This is a genomic window from Pseudomonas sp. RIT-PI-S, assembly GCF_025642975.1.
Lineage (GTDB): Bacteria > Pseudomonadota > Gammaproteobacteria > Pseudomonadales > Pseudomonadaceae > Aquipseudomonas.
The window spans coordinates 115,653-134,378 of the sequence record NZ_JANZKJ010000014.1 but is presented as its reverse complement, the minus strand read 5'-3'; the positions used below and the strand labels follow the sequence as shown (position 1 = coordinate 134,378).

17 protein-coding genes are annotated in these 18,726 nt (G+C 64.3%); 11 read left to right on the top strand and 6 right to left on the bottom strand.

Going from position 1 to position 18,726, the window contains the following annotated elements:
* Positions 1-25: 25 nt before the first annotated feature.
* Positions 26-682: a CoA transferase subunit B gene (locus OGL93_RS18320; RefSeq protein WP_263264260.1), complete on the top strand. Its 657-nt coding sequence runs from the start codon at positions 26-28 to the stop codon at positions 680-682.
* A gap of 66 nt (positions 683-748) precedes the next feature.
* The gene (locus OGL93_RS18315; protein ID WP_263264259.1) at positions 749-2,167 is read left to right on the top strand and encodes a TIGR00366 family protein; all 1,419 of its coding nucleotides are present in this window, start codon (positions 749-751) and stop codon (positions 2,165-2,167) included.
* Between the two features lie 148 nt (positions 2,168-2,315).
* Here the strand turns inward: OGL93_RS18315 and OGL93_RS18310 are convergent, their stop codons facing one another.
* The 4 genes from OGL93_RS18310 to OGL93_RS18295 form a co-directional block, all read right to left on the bottom strand.
* Complete coding sequence (locus tag OGL93_RS18310) at positions 2,316-2,588, bottom strand: hypothetical protein (protein WP_263264258.1); 273 nt, start codon at positions 2,586-2,588, stop codon at positions 2,316-2,318.
* Positions 2,589-2,599: 11 nt separating this feature from the next.
* Positions 2,600-2,926 carry a hypothetical protein gene (locus tag OGL93_RS18305; protein ID WP_263264255.1) on the bottom strand — a complete coding sequence of 109 codons (327 nt, stop codon included), beginning with the start codon at positions 2,924-2,926 and terminating at the stop codon, positions 2,600-2,602.
* Positions 2,927-3,062: 136 nt separating this feature from the next.
* Complete coding sequence (locus OGL93_RS18300; RefSeq protein ID WP_263264254.1) at positions 3,063-4,415, bottom strand: GntP family permease; 1,353 nt, start codon at positions 4,413-4,415, stop codon at positions 3,063-3,065.
* Positions 4,416-4,418: 3 nt separating this feature from the next.
* Positions 4,419-5,006 carry a gluconokinase gene (locus OGL93_RS18295; RefSeq protein ID WP_263264252.1) on the bottom strand — a complete coding sequence of 196 codons (588 nt, stop codon included), beginning with the start codon at positions 5,004-5,006 and terminating at the stop codon, positions 4,419-4,421.
* A 239-nt stretch (positions 5,007-5,245) separates the two neighbouring features.
* On the opposite strand from OGL93_RS18295, the gene OGL93_RS18290 reads away from it, so the two are divergent.
* The 7 genes from OGL93_RS18290 (at position 5,246) to OGL93_RS18260 (ending at position 13,094) form a co-directional block, all read left to right on the top strand.
* Positions 5,246-6,262: a LacI family DNA-binding transcriptional regulator gene (locus OGL93_RS18290; protein ID WP_263264251.1), complete on the top strand. Its 1,017-nt coding sequence runs from the start codon at positions 5,246-5,248 to the stop codon at positions 6,260-6,262.
* A gap of 131 nt (positions 6,263-6,393) precedes the next feature.
* Entirely contained in the window at positions 6,394-7,035 is a 642-nt protein-coding gene (locus tag OGL93_RS18285; protein ID WP_263264250.1) for a hypothetical protein, read from the top strand.
* Positions 7,032-7,487, top strand: coding sequence for a phage holin family protein (locus tag OGL93_RS18280; RefSeq protein ID WP_263264249.1), 456 nt, complete (start codon positions 7,032-7,034; stop codon positions 7,485-7,487). Before OGL93_RS18285 ends, OGL93_RS18280 begins: the two co-directional genes overlap by 4 nt.
* Positions 7,484-8,365: a DUF3618 domain-containing protein gene (locus OGL93_RS18275; RefSeq protein ID WP_263264248.1), complete on the top strand. Its 882-nt coding sequence runs from the start codon at positions 7,484-7,486 to the stop codon at positions 8,363-8,365. Before OGL93_RS18280 ends, OGL93_RS18275 begins: the two co-directional genes overlap by 4 nt.
* A gap of 303 nt (positions 8,366-8,668) precedes the next feature.
* Complete coding sequence (locus tag OGL93_RS18270; protein ID WP_263264247.1) at positions 8,669-10,414, top strand: type I secretion system permease/ATPase; 1,746 nt, start codon at positions 8,669-8,671, stop codon at positions 10,412-10,414.
* Complete coding sequence (locus OGL93_RS18265) at positions 10,407-11,759, top strand: HlyD family type I secretion periplasmic adaptor subunit (RefSeq protein WP_263264245.1); 1,353 nt, start codon at positions 10,407-10,409, stop codon at positions 11,757-11,759. Before OGL93_RS18270 ends, OGL93_RS18265 begins: the two co-directional genes overlap by 8 nt.
* Positions 11,760-13,094, top strand: a complete 1,335-nt coding sequence (locus tag OGL93_RS18260; protein WP_263264244.1) for a TolC family outer membrane protein — start codon at positions 11,760-11,762, stop codon at positions 13,092-13,094.
* Between the two features lie 18 nt (positions 13,095-13,112).
* On the opposite strand, the gene OGL93_RS18255 is transcribed toward OGL93_RS18260, so the two are convergent.
* Together OGL93_RS18255 and OGL93_RS18250 are read right to left on the bottom strand one after the other, a co-directional pair.
* Entirely contained in the window at positions 13,113-14,102 is a 990-nt protein-coding gene (locus OGL93_RS18255) for a threonine/serine dehydratase (RefSeq protein ID WP_263264243.1), read from the bottom strand.
* A 278-nt stretch (positions 14,103-14,380) separates the two neighbouring features.
* Positions 14,381-15,433 (bottom strand): hypothetical protein, encoded by a 1,053-nt coding sequence (locus OGL93_RS18250; RefSeq protein ID WP_263264242.1) that lies wholly within the window; start codon positions 15,431-15,433, stop codon positions 14,381-14,383.
* Positions 15,434-15,786: 353 nt separating this feature from the next.
* On the opposite strand from OGL93_RS18250, the gene OGL93_RS18245 reads away from it, so the two are divergent.
* A complete protein-coding gene (locus tag OGL93_RS18245; protein WP_263264241.1) occupies positions 15,787-17,136 on the top strand; it encodes an MFS transporter in 1,350 nt (449 codons plus the stop codon).
* A gap of 23 nt (positions 17,137-17,159) precedes the next feature.
* Positions 17,160-18,713: a galactarate dehydratase gene (gene garD, locus OGL93_RS18240; RefSeq protein WP_263264240.1), complete on the top strand. Its 1,554-nt coding sequence runs from the start codon at positions 17,160-17,162 to the stop codon at positions 18,711-18,713.
* The last annotated feature ends 13 nt before the right edge of the window (positions 18,714-18,726 follow it).

Below are 18,726 nucleotides of genomic sequence, written 5' to 3'. Positions count from 1 at the left end.
GCCGTTCACAAGAGGTTCTCCGAACATGGCTCTGACCCGCGAACAAATGGCCCAACGCGTTGCCCGTGAACTCCAGGACGGGTTCTATGTGAACCTGGGTATCGGCATTCCCACCTTGGTCGCCAACTTCGTGCCCGAAGGCATGGATGTGATGCTGCAATCCGAAAACGGCTTGCTCGGCATGGGAGAATTCCCCACCGAGGCGACCGTGGATGCGGACATGATCAACGCCGGCAAGCAGACGGTGACCGCCCGCACCGGCGCGTCGATCTTCGACTCCGCGCTGTCGTTCGCAATGATCCGTGGTGGCCACGTGGACCTGACCGTGCTCGGCGCCTTCGAGGTAGACGTGCACGGCAACATCGCCTCTTGGATGATCCCTGGCAAGCTGGTCAAGGGCATGGGTGGGGCGATGGACCTGGTCGCTGGCGCCGACAACATCATCGTGACCATGACCCACGCGTCCAAGGACGGCGAATCCAAGCTGTTGCCGCAGTGCAGCCTGCCATTGACTGGCGCGGGTTGCATTCGCAAGGTGTTGACGGACCTGGCCTGGCTCGAGATCGAAAACGGCGCTTTCATCCTGCGCGAGCGTGCCCCTGGCGTGAGCGTCGAAGAGATCGTCGCCAAGACGGCCGGTAGGCTGATCGTGCCCGATAACGTGCCGGAGATGACGTTCTAGCGCTCGGCGCCACCCCGAGGTTTAACCCCTGCGACCGCCTCATAACGACAATAAAAGGCCCTGATTATGCCGATAGCCCTGGAAGACAGCCGTTTCGCGCGGTTCGCCTTGCGCTGCTCGCACTTTGCCGAGCGCTGGTTCCCTGATTCTTACGTGTTCGCCGCGCTCGCGGTGGTGGTGGTCGCGCTTGCCGCCACGGCTGTGGGCGGAGCGCCGATGGCCACCGCCGCAGCCTTTGGCGACGGCTTCTGGAGCCTGATCCCCTTCACCATGCAGATGGCCTTCGTGGTGATTGGTGGGTACGTGGTCGCCAGTTCGCCACCAGCGGCGCGGCTGATCGAGGGCCTGGCCCGGGTGCCGGGCAACGGGCGCTCGGCCGTGGCTTGGGTGGCGTTGATTTCCATGCTCGCCTCCTTGCTGAACTGGGGCCTGTCGCTGGTGTTCGGCGGCCTGCTGGTGCGTGCACTGGCCCGGCGCGAGGAGCTGCGCATGGACTACCGTGCCGCTGGCGCGGCGGCTTACCTCGGGCTGGGCGCCGTGTGGGCGCTGGGGCTGTCCTCCTCGGCCGCGCAGCTGCAGGCCAACCCTGCCAGCCTGCCGCCGTCGATCCTTTCGATCACCGGGGTCATTCCCTTCACCCAGACCATCTTCCTTTGGCAATCGGGGGTGCTGTTGCTCGCCCTGGTGGTGGTCTCGCTGGCCATTGCCTATGCCACCGCCCCGGGCGCGGCCACCGCCAAGGACGCGCGTGCCTGCGGCGTGAACCCGGCCTTCAGCCTGCCGAAGCTGGCGCCTCGAGAGCGCCCCGGGGAATGGCTCGAATACAGCCCCGTGCTAACGCTGATCCTGGTGGCGCTGGCCGGCGCCTGGCTCGCCCGAGAGTTCGCCAGCAAGCCAGCAATCGCCGCGATCTCGGGGCTCAACACCTACAACTTCCTCTTCCTCATGCTTGGCGCGCTGCTGCATTGGCGCCCCCGGAGCTTTCTCGACGCGGTCGCCCGGGCAGTGCCCACCACCACCGGCGTACTGATCCAGTTCCCGCTGTATGGTTCGATCGCGGCCATCATGACCACGGTGAAAGGCGGCGATGGGCAAACCGTGGCTCATCACATTTCCACGTTCTTCGTACAGATCGCCAGCCACGATACCTACGCGCTGCTAATGGGCATTTATTCAGCGGTGTTGGGGTTCTTCATTCCTTCGGGCGGGGGCAAGTGGATCATCGAGGCGCCCTACGTGATGCAGGTGGCCAACGACTTGCGGTATCACCTGGGCTGGGCGGTGCAGATCTACAACGCCGCCGAAGCCTTGCCCAACCTGATCAACCCCTTCTACATGCTGCCGTTGTTGGGAGTGCTGGGGCTCAAGGCGCGCGAACTCATAGGTTTTTCGTTCGTGCAGTTGCTCGTACATGCACCCTTGGTGCTGGTCTTGCTGTGGCTGTTGGGCGGGACGCTGACGTACCTTGCGCCCGTTACGCCTTAACGTTGGAATCCCGAGGCGCCAGCCGCAACCTGCACCCTGGGCGTAGCACCTGCCCAGCACTGGCAGATCGTCCCCGCCCAAAACGGCGCTGCCCTCGCAGGGGCGAGGGCAGCAGGGCAGGCCAGGGGCTTTCAATCGTTGCCGATGGCTAGCCGCCGTCGGTGTCGATGTCGGCGTCCTTGGGTTTGCTGGACGCCTCGCCTTCGGCTTCGGGCTTGGACTTGAAGTCCGGGCTGAAACCATTTCCTTCCGGGGTGGAAGCGTCGCCACCGGCAGGTGCGCTATCAGTGCCCTTCGGCGAGGAGGGCGCAGGCGTGCTTCCCTCCGGGACTTCACCTTGCGGGTCGATCCCAGGATCGTTGCGCTGGCCTTCGGCGTCGGGCTGGCGCGGCGTATCTTCATTGGGTGCGCGGGTGGTCATGGGTGCCTCCCTTACTTGTTCGTACCGTCTGTGCCGGTGCCTTCGGAGCCGGTGCCGCCCATGCCGGTCTTGCCATTGGTAGGCTTGGTGTCTTTGGCTTGTGGCGTGCCCACATCGGTGTTGCTGCCGGGTGTAGGCGAGGCGCTGGTGGACCCGTCGGTGTTGCGGTTCGGCAAGCCGGCCCCGGTGGCCGTGCCGGTGGCGCCGCCTTTGTTAGCGGGCAGGGTGCCAGGGGTGGTCGGGTCGGTAGAGCCAGTGCTCGAATCGGCCAAGGCCAGAGCGCTACCTGCGCTAAGCGCGGCAGCCAGAATGAAGGTCGTGAGGCGCTTGCTGGTCATGTTCGTCTCCAGTTTAAAAGACACATGACTTAGGGGAGCGAGCGGAGCACAAGGTGCCAGCGAAGCGACGAATGGTCGACAGCACCCTGTGTGGAGAGGGGCCGTGGCTACCCCAGGCAGCCACGGCGGGAGGGCTTTACACGACCATCGACAGCAGCATGATCAGCACGATGGCGACCACCGACAAGATGGTTTCCATCATGCTCCAGGTCTTGAAGGTCTCTTCCACAGTCATGTTGAAGTACTGCTTGACCAGCCAGAAACCAGCGTCGTTGACGTGAGACAGAATCACCGAACCGGCGCCTGTGGCCAGCACCAGCAGCTCCCGGTTAACGTCTGGGATCAGCGTGACCACCGGCGCTACGATGCCGGCGCCGGTGATGGTGGCAACCGTTGCCGAGCCTGTGGCCACGCGAATCACCGCCGCCACCAGCCAGGCCAGCAACAGCGGGTTGATCTGTGCGTGCACGGCCATCTGCCCGATCACGTTGCCCACGCCGGTGTCCACCAGCATCTGCTTGAAGCCGCCGCCGGCGCCTACGATCAGAATGATCGCCGCGGTGGGCGCCAGGCTTTGGTCGAGCAGCTTCATCACTTGCGCACGGGAGAACCCACGGGCGAAGCCGAAGGTGTAGAACGCCAGCAGCAGGGCGGCGAGCAGGGCGGTGATCGGGTGGCCGATCAGGTCCATCCACACACGAATCACATGGTCGGCCGGCAGCACTACGTCCGCGAAGGTCTTGAGCAGCATCAGGAACACCGGCAGCAGCACCGTGACCAGCGTCACCGTGAAGCTCGGCAGCTCACGCGCGGTGGACTCCTTGGCGATCTGGTCCATCAGCTCCTGCGAAGGGTTGCCCGGCACGTAGCGAGAAATGAACGAGCCGAACAACGGGCCAGCGATCATCGCGGTGGGCAAGCCGACCAGCAGGCCGTAGAAAATGGTCTTGCCGATGTCGGCGCCAAAGACGCCGATCGCCAACAGCGGGCCCGGGTGCGGGGGCACCAGGCCGTGCACCACGGAAAGGCCGGCCAGCAGCGGAATGCCGATCTTCACCAGCGACACCCCGGAACGGCGGGCAACGATGAACACCAGCGGGATCAGCAGCACGAAGCCGATTTCGAAGAACAGCGGAATCCCCACCAGGAACGCCGAGAACATCATCGCCCAGTGCACGTTGCGCGTGCCGAACCAGCGGATCAGCGTCTGCGCGATCTGGTCGGCGCCGCCGGAGTCGGCCATCAGCTTGCCGAGCATGGTGCCCAGCGCCAGCACGATACCCACGAAGCCAAGCACGCCTCCGAAGCCGTCCTGGAACGACTTCATCACCTTGGCCACGGGCATGCCGGAGGTCAGCCCGAGAAAGCCGGCGGCCAGGGTGAGGGCAACGAAAGGATGGACCTTAAGCTTGGTGATCAGCAGGATCAGGCCGACGATGGTGACCAGAGCGTCGAGCAACAAGTAGGTATCAAGGGGCAAACCGAACATGGTTCAAGGCCTCGTATTGTTATTGATGGCACAGTAGGGGGCGCCAGCCAGGCAACTGGCTTGGCTCAGGTCGGCGGCGCCGTTCTCGCGCAGCCAGTCGTCCACGCACGCTGCAAGCTGGGCAATCGGCTCAGCAGCGTTCACGGTCAGGGTGAAAGGTTCGCCCGTAGGCGATTCGAGGGCGGCGAACTGGCTGTCTACCAGGCTTGGCGGCATGAAATGCCCAGGCCGGTGAGACACTCGGTAAGCGGCTTCCTCGCGGGTCAGTTCGAGGAACACGAAACCCAGCTGCGGTACCGCCTGGCGCAGGGTGTCGCGGTAACGGCGCTTGAGCGCGGAGCACGTCAGCACCGGGCGCTCGCCCTTGGCGACCCAGGCCGCCAGTTCTTCGCCAAGGCGCTGCAGCCAGCCGGCTCGATCTTCGTCGTCCAGAGGAATGCCGGCGCTCATTTTTTCGATGTTGGCCGGAGGGTGGAACGCATCGCCTTCGATCAGGCGGCCACCGCTGTGTTCAACGATAGCCGCGCCGACGCTGCTCTTGCCGCAGCCGGACACGCCCATCACGACCAGCGCGCTGAGGGGGGAAACCATCGGTACCTCCAGCGGGGTAGCGCTGTCTCGGAGTCGGTCGGCAACCGTTCCGCTGACGCCACGCCCATGTTGTTGTTGGTTTTTGCCAAAGCGGTATCAAGGCTTCGACTGCGGGCAGTGGCAGAATTCTGCATTGCTCACCGCCTGAGACAGCGCTACCTTAGCCAAATTCCTACAATTGGCAAGCGTAAATTCATACACTCCGCTTCCCGTCGCCTGCTACAGGAACCCTCGAACGCATGGCTCGCCCTGGAACCCGCACTACTGGTCGCCCCACTCTCAATGAAGTTGCCCGCCTCTCGGGGGTGTCCCCGATCACCGCGTCCCGGGCGTTGCGTGGGGTGAGCACCGTGGCGCCAGCACTCGCCGAGCGGGTGCGCGATGCTGCCGCCAGCCTGGGCTACGTCGCGAACCCGGCGGCCAGGGCGCTTGCCTCGGCCCGCAGCCAGTCGGTGGTGGTGCTGATCCCGTCGCTGTCCAACCACCTGTTCATCGACACCCTTGAAGCCATCCATGAGGTGTTCCGCCCCAGGGGCATGGAAGTCTTGATCGGCAACTATCACTACGACGAGCAGGAAGAGGACAACCTGATCCGCAATTACCTGGCGTACCAACCCTGCGGAATGCTGCTCACCGGCGTGCAGCGGCGGGACAGCACCCGGCGGATGCTCGCCGCGGCTGGCGTGCCCTGTGTGCATATGATGGAGCTCAGCCAGGACGAAGGCATGGCTTGCGTGGGCTTCTCCCAGGAGCAGGCCGGGGCGGTGGCGGCGCGGCATCTGCTCGAGCGCGGCCGCAAGCGCCTGGCGTATGTGGCAGCGCAGCTGGACCCGCGGGTGCTGCGCCGGGCCGATGGGTTTCGCCACACCTTGGCGCAGGCGGGGCTGCACGACCCTTCGCTGGAAGTGATGTCGCCGCTGCCGTCATCCATTGGCCTTGGTGGCGAGTTGTTCCGCCAGTTGATGGAGTGCCATCCGGATGTGGACGGTGCCTTTTTTTGCAACGATGACCTCGCCCACGGCGCTATTTTCGAGGCTCAGCGGCTGGGCGTGAAAATTCCACAGCAGGTCGCCATGGTCGGCTTCAACGACCTCCCGGCCTCGGCCCACATGGTGCCGCGGCTTACCTCCATCCGTACGCCGCGCGCGGAAATCGGGCGTCAGGCGGCGCTGATGCTGCTGGACCGGCTCGACGGCCGCGCGCCGCAAACGGGCCCGAATGACCTTGGTTTCGAGCTTGTGATACGAGAAAGCTGATGACCGGTCACCGGAACCGCAGCGATTGCACTGAACTCCGCTTGCGCTGATTGCGTCCTCAATAGGGTAGGGCGATGCGACTTCGCATTCGGCGGGCGCGCATCAACAGTCCACTTCCTTTGAGGAGCGACATGATGACCATTCCAAACCAGTCACCGACGCCGAAGGGCGCGGACCGTGCGCAAGAACACCTGCACACCCTGAGCACCGATGCCAGCGCAGCGGTCAGCGAGCTTAAAGAGCAGGGGACCCAGCAGTTCGAGCAATACCGAGACAAAGCCGCCGACCAGATCGAAGGCCTGGTCGAAGGCGCGCAATCTGTCGCCGCGGCGATGGAAGGACGCGATACCCTCGGGCTCGCCCAAGGCTTGAGCGACATCGCCAGCAACCTCGGGGACTTCGCCGACCGCATGCGCAACAAAAGCGCCGAGGAGCTGCTGCAGGAAGGTGCCCGCGTGGCTCGGGAAAACCCCATGCTGTTCCTGGCCGGCACCGTGGCCGTGGGCTTCGCCCTGTCACGCTTCTTGCGCGCCTCGGCGGCTTCCGAGCCGTCCAGCGACCAGGATGATGGCCTTGGCGCATTAGCGCCTACGCCCACTGAAGCCTACGGCGCCAGTGGCCCCTTCGAAACCTCGGCGCCCAAACAGGACGCCATCCCTGCTCGCCAGCCCTCGGTAGAGCCGCTGCCCGCAGGTGACCCACTGGGTGAAGCGGCGACCTATCCGACCCTGGACAAGCCTATCGACCCGCTGAATAAAGGAGGCCTGGTATGAATGTCGACACGCGCACCACTCAAACGACCCAAACCGGGCAACTGCGTCGCGACACCACCGTGCACACCCCTGAAGGGGATGTGAGCGTGATCAGCCTGCTGCGGCAGCTGACCCACGAGGTGCCGGCGCTGTTCAGCAAGGAACTGGCGCTGGCCAAGGCCGAGATGGAAAACAGCGTCACCACGCTCAAGGCCGGCATTGCCGCCGTGGCCGGCGGCGCCATCGTGTTGTTGGCCGGGTTCATCGTGCTGCTGATGTCGGCCGTCTACGGCTTGAGCACCGTGTTGCAGCCTTGGGCGGCTGCATTGATCGTCGGTGGCATCGTCGCGGTGATTGGCTTCGTGATGATCCAGGCAGGGAAAAAGCAGTTCGACCCGGCTCATTTCCGTCCAGACCGCACCCTCAACGCCATGGATAAAGACCAGCAAGCCCTGCGGAGTAAATTGCCATGACTTCTTCGATTACCGCGCAATCGCACAAGAGCCCGGAAACGCTGGAACACGAGATCGATCAGCAGCGGGCGAGCATCAGCAATCTGGTGGATGCACTGGAAAGCAAGCTGACCCCCGGGCAGCTCTTCGACCAAGCGTTGTCCTATACCCGAGGCAACGGCGGCGAGTTCTTCCAGAACCTGGGCACCACCGTTAAGAACAACCCCATCCCAACGGTGCTGGCAACCTTGAGCCTGGCCTGGCTGGCGATGAATCAGAACCGCCCCATTGCACCGGCGAGGGTGAACACCGGGCCAAGCCTGATGGACCGCGCCAGCGCCGCGGCGAGCAAGGTGGGCCACGCCGTGGACAGCGCCAAGGAGCAGCTGCGCGGTGCCGCCGACAGCGCCAAGGGGCAGCTACGTGAGGCGGCAGACAGCGTGACGTCTCGCACTTCGGCCATCAAAGACAAAGCCTCATCCTGGAAAGACGGGGCCAGTGACCGGCTCAGCGATGGCAGTGACCAGCTTAACCGCAGCGCCCAGGACCTGACCCAACAGGCCAAGCAAACCGGCGCTCAGGTAGGTGCTCAAGTGAAAGGGCAGTTCGAATACCTGCTGCAAGAGCAGCCCTTGGTTCTGGCCGCCGTGGGCTTGGCACTGGGCGCGGCCTTTGGCGCGGCATTGCCTTCCACCCGCCAGGAAAACCGCCTGATCGGCAAAGCCAGCGACAACATCACCGGCCAGCTGAAAGCCAAGGCGCAGCAAGTCAAAAAAGTGGTCACCACCGAAGCGAATGCCGTTGTCGACGCCGCCAAGCATGATGGCGCCGACACCATGAAGGCACCTTATAAAGGCAAGGACACTGACTTGTCGCAAGGGCTGGGCACGCATCACTGATCCGCTGATTCTTTTTTCAGCCCTGGCAGCCGAAAGGCTCCCGGGGCTTTTTTTTGCCTGGTGGACACCCCGCGCGTGGAACAGGCCCGATTTTTTAGCCCATCCGTCAAATAGATGACGGGGAGGCAGGAGGCTCGGCGCTTCATCCTTGCGTTACGCCAACTTTTATAACAGTCTCCCTGCGTGCGTTCCCGATGTGGGGGCAAGGATGCACAAAAAAATGACAACGGATGGGCAGTGATGGCGGAATGAAATCGAACTGTCACGGTCTGAGACTCGGTTTCCACACTCGGTAACGTTTTAATGCGCCTGACACTTGATCCTCGCAATGACATCGATGCGGCCTTGCTCAAGTACCGCCGGGTCTTCTGGGCCCTTGCGATTTTCAGCGGGGTGATCAACCTGCTGGTGCTGGTGCCTTCGCTCTACATGATGCAAGTGTATGATCGGGTACTTACCAGCCGGAACGAAACCACTTTGCTGATGCTCACCGTGATCGCCCTGGGGCTGTTCATGCTCAGTGGTGCCATCGAATGGTTGCGTGGCCAAGTGATGATCCGCATGAGCGCCGGCATCGACGCGGGCCTCGCCCAGCGCTTGTTCGACGCCGCCTTTACCCGTAGCCTGCGGCGCCAGGACAGTAACCCCGCGCAGGTCTTCAGCGACCTGACCCAGGTGCGCCAGTTCATTACCGGGCAAGGGCTGCTGGCCATGCTCGACGCGCCTTGGCTGCCGGTGTTCATGATCATCGCCTTCCTGTTTCACCCCTGGTTCGGCCTGCTTTCGCTGATAGTCGCCTTGACCCTGGTGCTGCTGGCGTTGTGGGGTGAGCTTTCCACCCGCCCCAGCCTGGCCCAGGCGAACGGCCTGTCCATGAAGGCCAACCTGTATGTGAACAGTAGCCTGCACAACGCCGAGGTCATCCAGGCCATGGGCATGCTGCCGGCGCTGCGCAAGCGCTGGAGCTGGTTGCAGCAAGGCATGATCGCGGCGCAGGCGACCGCCAGCGACCGAGGCGCGCGGATCAGCGCAATGACTCGTTTCGTGCGCATCGCCGCGCAGTCGCTGTCGCTCGGGCTGGGCGCTTTACTGGTGCTGGAAGGGCAGATCTCTGGCGGCATGATGATCGCCATGTCGCTGTTGCTGGGCCGCTCGCTGGCGCCAGTGGAAATCGCCATTGGGTCCTGGAAGCAATTCGTCGGGGCACGCCAGAGCTACCACCGGCTTACCCAGTTGCTGGCCGAAGAACCCGCTACTGTTCCGCCAATGGCCTTGCCGCCGCCTACTGGCGCGCTCAAGGTGGAACGGTTGCAAGTCGCCCCGCCTGGTGCCGAAGAGCCCATCATTCGGGGGGTGGATTTCGAACTGGCCAAGGGCGAGATCCTCGCGGTGATCGGCCCGAGTGCCTCGGGCAAGTCCACCCTGGCACGGGCCCTGGTAGGTATCTGGGCACCCATGGCCGGCTCGGTGCGGTTGGACGGCGCGCCGCTGGATCAATGGGCCCCCGAGGCCCTTGGCCCTTACCTGGGTTACCTGCCGCAAGACATCGAGCTGTTCGACGGCAGCATCGCCGAGAACATCGCAAGGTTCGGCGACCTGGAATCGGAACCGATCATCCAGGCTGCCCGCCATGCCGGCATCCACGACATGATCCTGCGCTTCCCGCAAGGTTATGACACCGTCCTCGGCCCTGGCGGGCAGGGCCTTTCCGGCGGGCAGAAACAACGTATCGGGCTTGCGCGGGCGGTGTTTGCGCAACCTTCGCTGATTGTGTTGGACGAACCTAACTCCAACCTCGACGAGGCGGGCGAGCAGGCGTTGGTGCATGCCTTGCGCGCGCTCAAAAGCGCCGGCAGCACCATCATCATGATCACCCACCGGCCTAGCGTGCTGGGCGTGGTAGACAAGATCCTGCTGCTCAACGATGGCCGCCAGCAACTGTTCGGCAGCCGCGACCAGGTGCTCAAGGCGGTATTGCCGCCGGCTAACGCCGCGGCGCCGGCCTCGAACCAGAACCCTCAGGTAAAGGAGGCACGTTCCGATGCGTGACGTTACCGCACGGCGCCCGCTGGCGCCGGTCACCCCGCTCAGTAACGACAGCGCCAACGCCGACGCGGGCAGCACCGCTCGCAAGGGCTTGTGGTTCCTGCTCATCGCCTTTGGCGGCTTCTTGCTGTGGGCCTTTATCGCACCGCTGGACCAAGGCATGGTCGGGCAGGGCAAGGTGGTGGTTGCCGGCGAGCGCAAGACCGTGCAGCCACTGGTGGGCGGTGTAATAGAAAAGATCCTGGTCAGCGAGGGGGACTTGGTCAGCCAGGGCCAGCTGCTCGTGCAGCTCAACACCGTGCAGGCGCAGTCCCAGCTGGAAGTCACCCTGGGGAAGCTGCTGACCGCTCGCGCCACCGAAGCCCGGCTGACCGCCGAGCGCCTGCGCCAGAACGCCATCGAGTGGCCCAAAGACCTGCTGGAGCACGCGGCAGACCCGCGCGCCAAGGCCGCCATGGCCTTGCAGGAAAACCTCTTCCTCACCCGCAAGGCCGAGCTTGCCAGCCGCCAGGGGATCGTCGACCACGAAGTGGCGTCGCTCACCCAGCAGCTGAGCGCGTACCGCCAGGTCAAAAGCAATTACGACGCACAGATGAGCTTCCAGCAGGAGGAACTCAACGGCCTGCGCGACCTTGCCAAGGACGGCTATGTGCCGCGGGCCAAGCTCTTCGAGGCCGAGCGCAACACGTCTCAGCTGTCCGGGCAGATCGCTTCATCCATTGGTGACATCGGCAAGACCGAGCAGTCCATCAACGAAAGCAAGCTCAAGGCCATGCAGCAGGAGCAGGAGTTCCGCCGCGACGCGGAAAGCCAGCTCAGTGACGTGGCCGCCGAAGCCTCCGGTTACGCCGATCAGATCCGCGCGTTGCAGTTCGAAGTCGATAACGGATCGCTGCGCGCCCCGGTAGCTGGCGAAGTGCTCAACCTGGCGGTGCATACCATCGGCGGCGTGGCGACCGCTGGCCAGGCCTTGATGGAGGTAGTGCCGGGGGATACTCCGCTGGGCATCACCGCGCGCTTCCCGCCGATGTTGGCGAACAAGCTGCGCCCCGGGCTGCCGGTGCAGGTGCACTTCACCGCGCTGCAGCGCGTGGACACCCCCACGGTGCATGGCACGGTGGCTACTGTTTCGGCCGACCAGCTGCTCGACGAGCAAACCCACCAGCCGTACTTCTCGGCCAAGGTGGAGCTGCCAGCCGATACCTTGCCCAAGCTGCAGGCTGCCGGTTTGCCGATCAAGCCCGGGATGATGGCGGATGTGACCGTGATCACCGGCGAGCGAACCTTGGTCAACTACCTGATGAAACCCTTGCGCGAGCGCTTGCTCGCAGCATTCAAGGAAGAATGAATGAGCAACCGCTGGCTACCGCTCGCGCTCCTGTGCCTGGCCGTGCAGGCTCACGCCCAGTCTCCGGACTCGGACCGCTTGACCTTGCTGCAACTCTACGATGCTTCGCGCTTGAACGACCCGGTCATGCGCTCGGCGGATTACTCCCACCGCGCGGCCCAGAACGAGGAGGCCATTGGCCGGGGCGGCCTGTTGCCCCAGCTTTCCTTGAGTTCGCGTTACGGCAAGGGCGGGCGCACCGACGGTGGCACCGACGCCAGCTATGTGGACAGCGATGACTATCAGTCCAACAGCGTGTCCTTGGTGGCCCAGCAGCCGATCTATGACAAGGGGCGTTGGTCGGCGTACCAGCAGGGCAAGGCGCGGGGCCAGTTGGGCGAGGTGCAATACGAAGTCGCCACCCAGGAGCTGTTCGACCGCGTGGCCAAGGCCTACTTCGCTGTGGCCCGGGTAGAAAACGAACTCAAGCTCATTGCCCAGCAGAAGGCCGCGATTGCCGGGCTGGTCGAGCAAAGCCAGCGCCTGTTCGATAAAGGGCAGGGGGCGATTACCGACGTGGACGAAGCGCGCGCTCGCTACGATCTGGTGCAGGCCCAGGAAGCGGAGAACCAGGCCCAGCGGGTGGCCGCATTGCGTACGCTGTCCGGCCGTGGCAGCTTGCCGCTGCTGGAAATCGAGCCGATGCGCGAATTGCCGCCCGACACCAACCCGCTGAGCGAGGAGCATGACCTGCCCTACTGGACGGCCCTGGCCCGGGATACCAGCCCGGAGCTGGCCGCTCGCCTGGCCCAGGTGAAGGTGGCGGAGACCGAGGCAGAGGCCGAGAAAGCTGGCCATTACCCCACGCTGTCGCTGACCACCCAGCTGACCCGCCGGGAGAACAGCCAGTATCAGGAATATTCGCCTCGTCAGGACAGCTACTACGTAGGCCTTGCGCTGGATATTCCGCTCTACCGCGGCGGCGCCACCAGCGCCTCGGTGCGCAAGGCCACCGAAGCCCTGGCCGGCGCCCAGGCCGATGCCGACGCTCAGCGCCAGCAACTGACCGAAGATGTGGAAACGGCCTACGCCGGTGTGGTCGCCGGCTATGCCAAATGCCGCGCGACCCAGCGCGCGGTGGAGTCTAACCAACGCGCGTTGGTGTCGACTGAAAAAGGCTTCCAGGGCGGGGTTCGCTCCACCGTGGATATCCTGGACGCCCAGCAACGGCTGTTCGAGGCCCGCCGGGACCTGCTCAACGCCAAGCTAGACATGCTGCAAAGCTACGTGGACCTGCACGTGCATACCGGGCAGATGGATCGCCAGGTGCTTAGCCAGGTCGAGGCGCTGTTCTAGCGCCCCAAGCCCGGTGCCTCACGACACTGCTTCGAGGAACACCGGCCAGTCGATATTCCGCCCGCACAGCACCACGGCAATGCGCTTGCCGCGCAGCGTGTGGGCCACTTTAAGGGCGCTGGCCAGGGAAGCGCCCGCGGCGCCTTCGACGATCCAGTGTTCGTCCACCGCCACCGCGCGCATGGCCCAGCGTATTTCCTCCTCGCTGACCAGCACGGTGCGGTCTATCAACCGCTGGCAGAGCTCGAAGGTCACCGCGCCGGGCACCACCCCATCGGCCGTGCCATATGAGCCCTTTTGCGCCTGGGCGACGGCCGGGATCTGTTTGGCCTGCAGCGCGTGATACAGCGGCGCCGCTTCCTCTGGCCAGCAGCCGATGATCTGCGCACCCGGGTTGAGCCGCAGCAACGCTGCCCCGATGCCGGAGATCAGCCCACCACCGCCGACCGAGGCAAACACGGCGTCGATGTCGGGTTGCTGTTCGTTGATCTCCACCCCCACAGTGCCCTGGCCGGCGATGACCGCCAGGTCGTTGTAGGGCGACACATAGGGCTTGCCCTGTTCAAGGCCCTGGCGCTGCGCTTCGAGTTCGGCGTCCACCGAGGCCCCGGGAACCTGTATCACCGTAGCGCCGAGGGCCCGCATGGCCTCGACCTTGTAGGGGGAGGTTCGGTTTGGGGTATAGATGGTCACCGGTACCGAGGCCAGCCGCCCGGCCAAGGCGATGCCCTGGCCGTGGTTACCGGAGGTCGCTGCAATCACGCCGCGCTTGCGCTCCTCGGTGGATAACAGCCGCAGCTTGTTGTACGCACCGCGATATTTGAATGAGCCGGTGTGCTGCTGATGCTCGCACTTGAGATACACCTCGCACCCGGTCGCCGCTGACAAGCGTTCGCTATAGGCCAGGGGGGTGACTGCAACGGCGGGGCGCATCGCCGAATGCGCAGCGATGATGTCGCGATATAGGTTGTCGAGCAAAGCATCCGTGCCATCGGTCGTTTCGATCATTCTCACTCCAGATGCGCACTGCACACAGGCCACACAAGGGGGCCTGGTGCATAAGCACACGCCGCGTTGAGTTGCGCTTGAACGGCACTTTCCGCCTGGGCGGAACGCCCTGCGTCCCCCGCTGAGCAGAGGCTCGTTCAGGCGACGTACTGTGAGTGTAGTGGGCGGCGAGGAGTTCGTTGCCCTATCGGCCGGGTTGCCAGCGGCGCCGGCTCGCCCGGTGGTGCGGGCGGGCTCATGAGGCGCGGAGAATATCGTGCGAACCCGGCACCGGCGGGCTAGAAGGCGAAGGACTCGCGCGGCGGTGGGCCAGGCACGCGAATCTGCGCATTGCGCAGGGGCCCCTCGGCAGGTACTTGGGCTGGGCTGGCCTCTGCCTGGGCTTGGGCTTGAGCCGGGGCGGGCTCGACGGCGGCAGGGCGAGGCTTGCGCCGGGGGCGCTTCACCGGCTCGCTCGGCTTGAGCGCGGCCAGTGCGCTGGCGGCGTCTACCATCGAACGGGTAGTCCAGGACGCGCTCAGGTTGCGGGCCTGGTCCACCTGTCGCGCGAGCCCGGGATCGCCACTGGCCATGGCCCCGGCCAGTACGTCCACGCCACAGGAAGAATGGCTGGCGATGGTGCGGTCCGCGCCGATCGCCACCGTCTGCACGAAATTAGGGTCGGCAACGGTGACGGTGAAGCGTTGCTGGGCCAAAGGGGCGTTGAGGAAGGTGAGGGTAGCGGTACGGCAGGCCGAATAGAAATACAGGTTGCCGGTTCGCTGCAGATCCAGCTGACGGGTCTGGATGGCATCGGCCGGAACCGGGTCGAAGACGATATCGAAGGCGAACTCGCTATTGGCGCTCTGAGCAAGCCCGGCCAGAGGCACGCGCCCCGGCCGAGGCGTGTCCAGCAAGGCCTGCACGTCGATGGCAAGCGCCAGGTTGCCGAGGTTGGCCGGGCCGCTGGCCGTCACCTGCTCGACGCTGTCGGCCGCGGGCACGCTGGGGTTCGCCGCCGAGCGCAAAGCCAAGGACCGCACCAGGTTGCTGTTGCCGATTTTCGTAAGCTGCAGCGCCAGGTGAGACGTGCCCTGCAGTTGGCGGATACCGAAGTCGGTGCCGCTGCCGATGGCTTCGGCAGGGACTGCGGCCACGGTGGCCGGCTGCCCCTTGCTGGCCTGTACCAGCAGCAGGCTACGGGCAAGGGTGAATTTGGTGAGGCCGGAGTAGTCTTCCTGCGAGCCATTACCGCCATCGGAGAAGGCGGTGTATTGAAGCGGAGGGCCTTGAACGCAACCACTTAGCAACGGATAACCCACGACGAGCGCCAGCGCAGCCCTGGTTCTCATGATTCCACCTCTGCATTCCAATTGCGTCGCGACGCCTCCATGGCGCCGTTCGACCTTGGAAACATATCCCTGCCGGCTGTCGCTGTCCAGTGACAATCCTGGAACCGTGAACGAAAGTTGCTGTCGCGTTCTAATCTGACTGTCCAGTCTAGTGGCGTTATGCTATCGTTCTTTTCGTCCTGTCAGACAACCTGAATGCCACTCAAACGGCTTGTGCCTGTATAGCCGCCACCGCCTGCTCCATGAATTTCTTCATCAAGGTGTAGCGCGGTCACTACTTGTACGATAACGTAGTTCTGCACGCCCCCTTAGGCGAGTGCCCGTATAAAGACAAGAAGTGGGAGTACACCTGCATGCATGCCAATAAGAAAACGCATGTGCGTTATCTGATCCTGTTCCTGTTGTTCGTGGTTACCACGATCAACTATGCCGACCGCGCGACGATTTCCATCGCCGGTTCCAGCATCCAGAAGGCCCTGGGCATTGACCCGCTTACCTTAGGTTTCATCTTCTCCGCCTTCGGCTGGGCCTATGTGGCCGGGCAGATCCCAGGCGGCTGGTTGCTGGACCGCTTCGGCTCCAAGAAAATTTATGCCGCCAGCATTTTCACCTGGTCCGTGTTCACTATCTTGCAGGGCTTCGTGGGCTTCATGCCGGTGGCCACCGCGGTCATGGCGCTGTTTACCCTGCGCTTCATGGTCGGCTTTGCCGAAGCGCCTTCGTTCCCGGGCAACGCGCGCGTGGTCGCCGCCTGGTTCCCCACGGCCGAGCGCGGCACCGCCTCGGCGATCTTCAATTCCGCGCAGTACTTCGCCACCGTGCTGTTCGCTCCGCTGATGGGCTGGATCGTTCACGCCTGGGGTTGGGAGCATGTGTTCGTGGTGATGGGCGTGCTGGGCATTGCGTTCGCGGCGGTGTGGCTGAAGTTCGTACACAATCCCGGCCAGCATCCGCTGATAGGCGAGCAGGAGTATCGGTTGATCGCCGATAACGGCGGGGTGGTCGACATGGACCAGCCCGGGCAGAAGCGCGCAGGCCCGCAATGGGGCTACGTCCGCCAGCTGTTGTCCAGCCGCATGATGCTAGGCATCTACCTTGGCCAATACTGCATCAACGGCATTACGTACTTTTTCCTTACCTGGTTCCCGGTATACCTGGTGCAAGAGCGCGGCATGACCATCCTCAAGGCCGGTTTCGTCGCTTCGTTGCCGGCGATCTGCGGGTTCATCGGCGGCGTGCTCGGCGGGGTGATTTCCGACTGGCTGCTGCGCCGCGGCCACTCGCTGACCTTCGCCCGCAAGGCCCCGATCGTGTGTGGCCTGCTGCTGTCGACCACCATGGTGCTGTGCAACTATGTGCAGCTGGACTGGCTGGTGGTCAGCCTCATGGCGCTGGCGTTCTTCGGCAAGGGCGTGGGCGCCTTGGGCTGGGCGGTCATGGCCGACACCTCGCCCCGGCAGATTGCCGGCATCAGCGGCGGGCTGTTCAACATGTTCGGCAACATTGCCTCGATCACCACGCCTATCGTCATCGGGTACCTGATTTCCACCACCGGCTCGTTCAAATGGGCCCTGGTTTATGTGGGCGCCAACGCCTTGGTCGCCGTGCTGAGCTACCTGGTCATCGTGGGGCCGATCCGCCGCGTGCAATTGCATGACGCCAACGGCCGTCCGTTGGCCGAACCCACACCCGTACAAGCCTGATGAAAATACAAGGGGCTAACCCCATGCAGTTGATCGAACATTCCGATTCCCCCCGCTACGTGCGCCTGCACGAGGCCGACAATGTGGTGGTCGTGGTCAACGACCAAGGCGTGACCGAAGGCAGCGTGTTCCCCGATGGCCTGGTTACCGTCGAAGGGGTACCGCAAAGCCACAAGGTGGCGCTGGTGGATATTCCCAAAGGCGGCGAAGTGCGCCGCTACGGGCAGATCATTGGCTACGCCCTCGAAGATCTGCGCCGTGGCAGCTGGGTAAAGGAAAACCAGCTGGCCATGCCCTCGGCGCCGCCGCTCGCCAGCCTGCCCATGTGTGACGCGGTGCCCGCGCCCTTGCCGCCGCTCGAAGGCTTTACCTTCGAGGGTTACCGCAACGCCGACGGCACGGTGGGCACCCGCAACATCCTAGGGATCACCACCACGGTGCAGTGCGTGACCGGCGTGCTCGACCACGCGGTCAAGCGCATCCGCGAGGAGCTGTTGCCGCGCTACCCGCACGTGGACGATGTGGTCGCCCTGACCCACAGCTACGGCTGCGGCGTGGCGATCAACGCCCGTGATGCCTACATTCCGATCCGTACCGTGCGCAACCTGGCCCGCAACCCCAACCTGGGCGGCGAGGCGCTGGTTATCAGCCTGGGCTGCGAAAAGCTCCAGGCCGGCCAGGTCATGCACAACAACGACCCCTCGGTGGACCTCAGCGAGCCCTGGCTGTACCGCTTGCAGGATGCCAGCCACGGCTTTGGCGAAATGATCGAGCAGATCATGGCCCTGGCCGAAACGCGGCTGCAGAAGCTCGACCAGCGTCGGCGCGAGACCGTACCCGCCGCCGAGCTCATCCTCGGCATGCAGTGCGGCGGCAGCGACGCATTTTCCGGGATCACTGCTAACCCAGCGCTGGGCTATGCCTCGGACCTGCTGATCCGCGCCGGGGCTACGGTGATGTTTTCCGAAGTCACCGAGGTGCGCGACGCCATCTATATGCTGACCTCCCGCGCACAGAACCAGGACGTCGCCCAGGCGTTGGTGCGTGAGATGGATTGGTACGACCATTACCTGGAGCGCGGCGCCGCCGACCGCAGCGCCAATACCACGCCAGGCAACAAGAAAGGCGGGTTGTCCAACATCGTGGAAAAATCCCTGGGGTCGATCGTCAAGTCCGGCAGTTCAGCCATCAACGGCGTGGTCGGCCCGGGCGAACGCGTCACCGGCAAGGGGCTGATCTACTGCGCGACCCCCGCCAGCGATTTCGTGTGCGGAACGCTGCAGCTGGCGGCGGGGATGAACCTGCACGTGTTCACCACCGGCCGCGGCACGCCCTATGGGCTGGCGATGGCCCCCGTGGTGAAAGTGGCCACCCGCACCGAGCTCGCCCAGCGCTGGCCGGACCTGATCGACGTCGACGCCGGGCGCATCGCTACGGGCCGCGCGACCATCGAGGAGCTGGGCTGGGAGCTGTTCCACTATTACCTGGACGTGGCAAGTGGGCGCCAACGAACCTGGGCCGAGCAGCACAAGCTGCATAACGACATCGTGCTGTTCAACCCCGCGCCCATTACCTGAGGCCGGAACCTTC

What these genes read in the sequence shown, in the direction of transcription:
- OGL93_RS18320 (WP_263264260.1), top strand. Translation starts at nt 26, where the DNA reads ATGGCTCTGACCCGCGAACAAATGGCCCAACGCGTTGCCCGTGAACTC.
- OGL93_RS18315 (WP_263264259.1), top strand. Translation starts at nt 749, where the DNA reads ATGCCGATAGCCCTGGAAGACAGCCGTTTCGCGCGGTTCGCCTTGCGC.
- OGL93_RS18310 (WP_263264258.1), bottom strand. Translation starts at nt 2,588, where the DNA reads ATGACCACCCGCGCACCCAATGAAGATACGCCGCGCCAGCCCGACGCC.
- OGL93_RS18305 (WP_263264255.1), bottom strand. Translation starts at nt 2,926, where the DNA reads ATGACCAGCAAGCGCCTCACGACCTTCATTCTGGCTGCCGCGCTTAGC.
- OGL93_RS18300 (WP_263264254.1), bottom strand. Translation starts at nt 4,415, where the DNA reads ATGTTCGGTTTGCCCCTTGATACCTACTTGTTGCTCGACGCTCTGGTC.
- OGL93_RS18295 (WP_263264252.1), bottom strand. Translation starts at nt 5,006, where the DNA reads ATGGTTTCCCCCCTCAGCGCGCTGGTCGTGATGGGCGTGTCCGGCTGC.
- OGL93_RS18290 (WP_263264251.1), top strand. Translation starts at nt 5,246, where the DNA reads ATGGCTCGCCCTGGAACCCGCACTACTGGTCGCCCCACTCTCAATGAA.
- OGL93_RS18285 (WP_263264250.1), top strand. Translation starts at nt 6,394, where the DNA reads ATGATGACCATTCCAAACCAGTCACCGACGCCGAAGGGCGCGGACCGT.
- OGL93_RS18280 (WP_263264249.1), top strand. Translation starts at nt 7,032, where the DNA reads ATGAATGTCGACACGCGCACCACTCAAACGACCCAAACCGGGCAACTG.
- OGL93_RS18275 (WP_263264248.1), top strand. Translation starts at nt 7,484, where the DNA reads ATGACTTCTTCGATTACCGCGCAATCGCACAAGAGCCCGGAAACGCTG.
- OGL93_RS18270 (WP_263264247.1), top strand. Translation starts at nt 8,669, where the DNA reads ATGCGCCTGACACTTGATCCTCGCAATGACATCGATGCGGCCTTGCTC.
- OGL93_RS18265 (WP_263264245.1), top strand. Translation starts at nt 10,407, where the DNA reads ATGCGTGACGTTACCGCACGGCGCCCGCTGGCGCCGGTCACCCCGCTC.
- OGL93_RS18260 (WP_263264244.1), top strand. Translation starts at nt 11,760, where the DNA reads ATGAGCAACCGCTGGCTACCGCTCGCGCTCCTGTGCCTGGCCGTGCAG.
- OGL93_RS18255 (WP_263264243.1), bottom strand. Translation starts at nt 14,102, where the DNA reads ATGATCGAAACGACCGATGGCACGGATGCTTTGCTCGACAACCTATAT.
- OGL93_RS18250 (WP_263264242.1), bottom strand. Translation starts at nt 15,433, where the DNA reads ATGAGAACCAGGGCTGCGCTGGCGCTCGTCGTGGGTTATCCGTTGCTA.
- OGL93_RS18245 (WP_263264241.1), top strand. Translation starts at nt 15,787, where the DNA reads ATGCATGCCAATAAGAAAACGCATGTGCGTTATCTGATCCTGTTCCTG.
- garD (WP_263264240.1), top strand. Translation starts at nt 17,160, where the DNA reads ATGCAGTTGATCGAACATTCCGATTCCCCCCGCTACGTGCGCCTGCAC.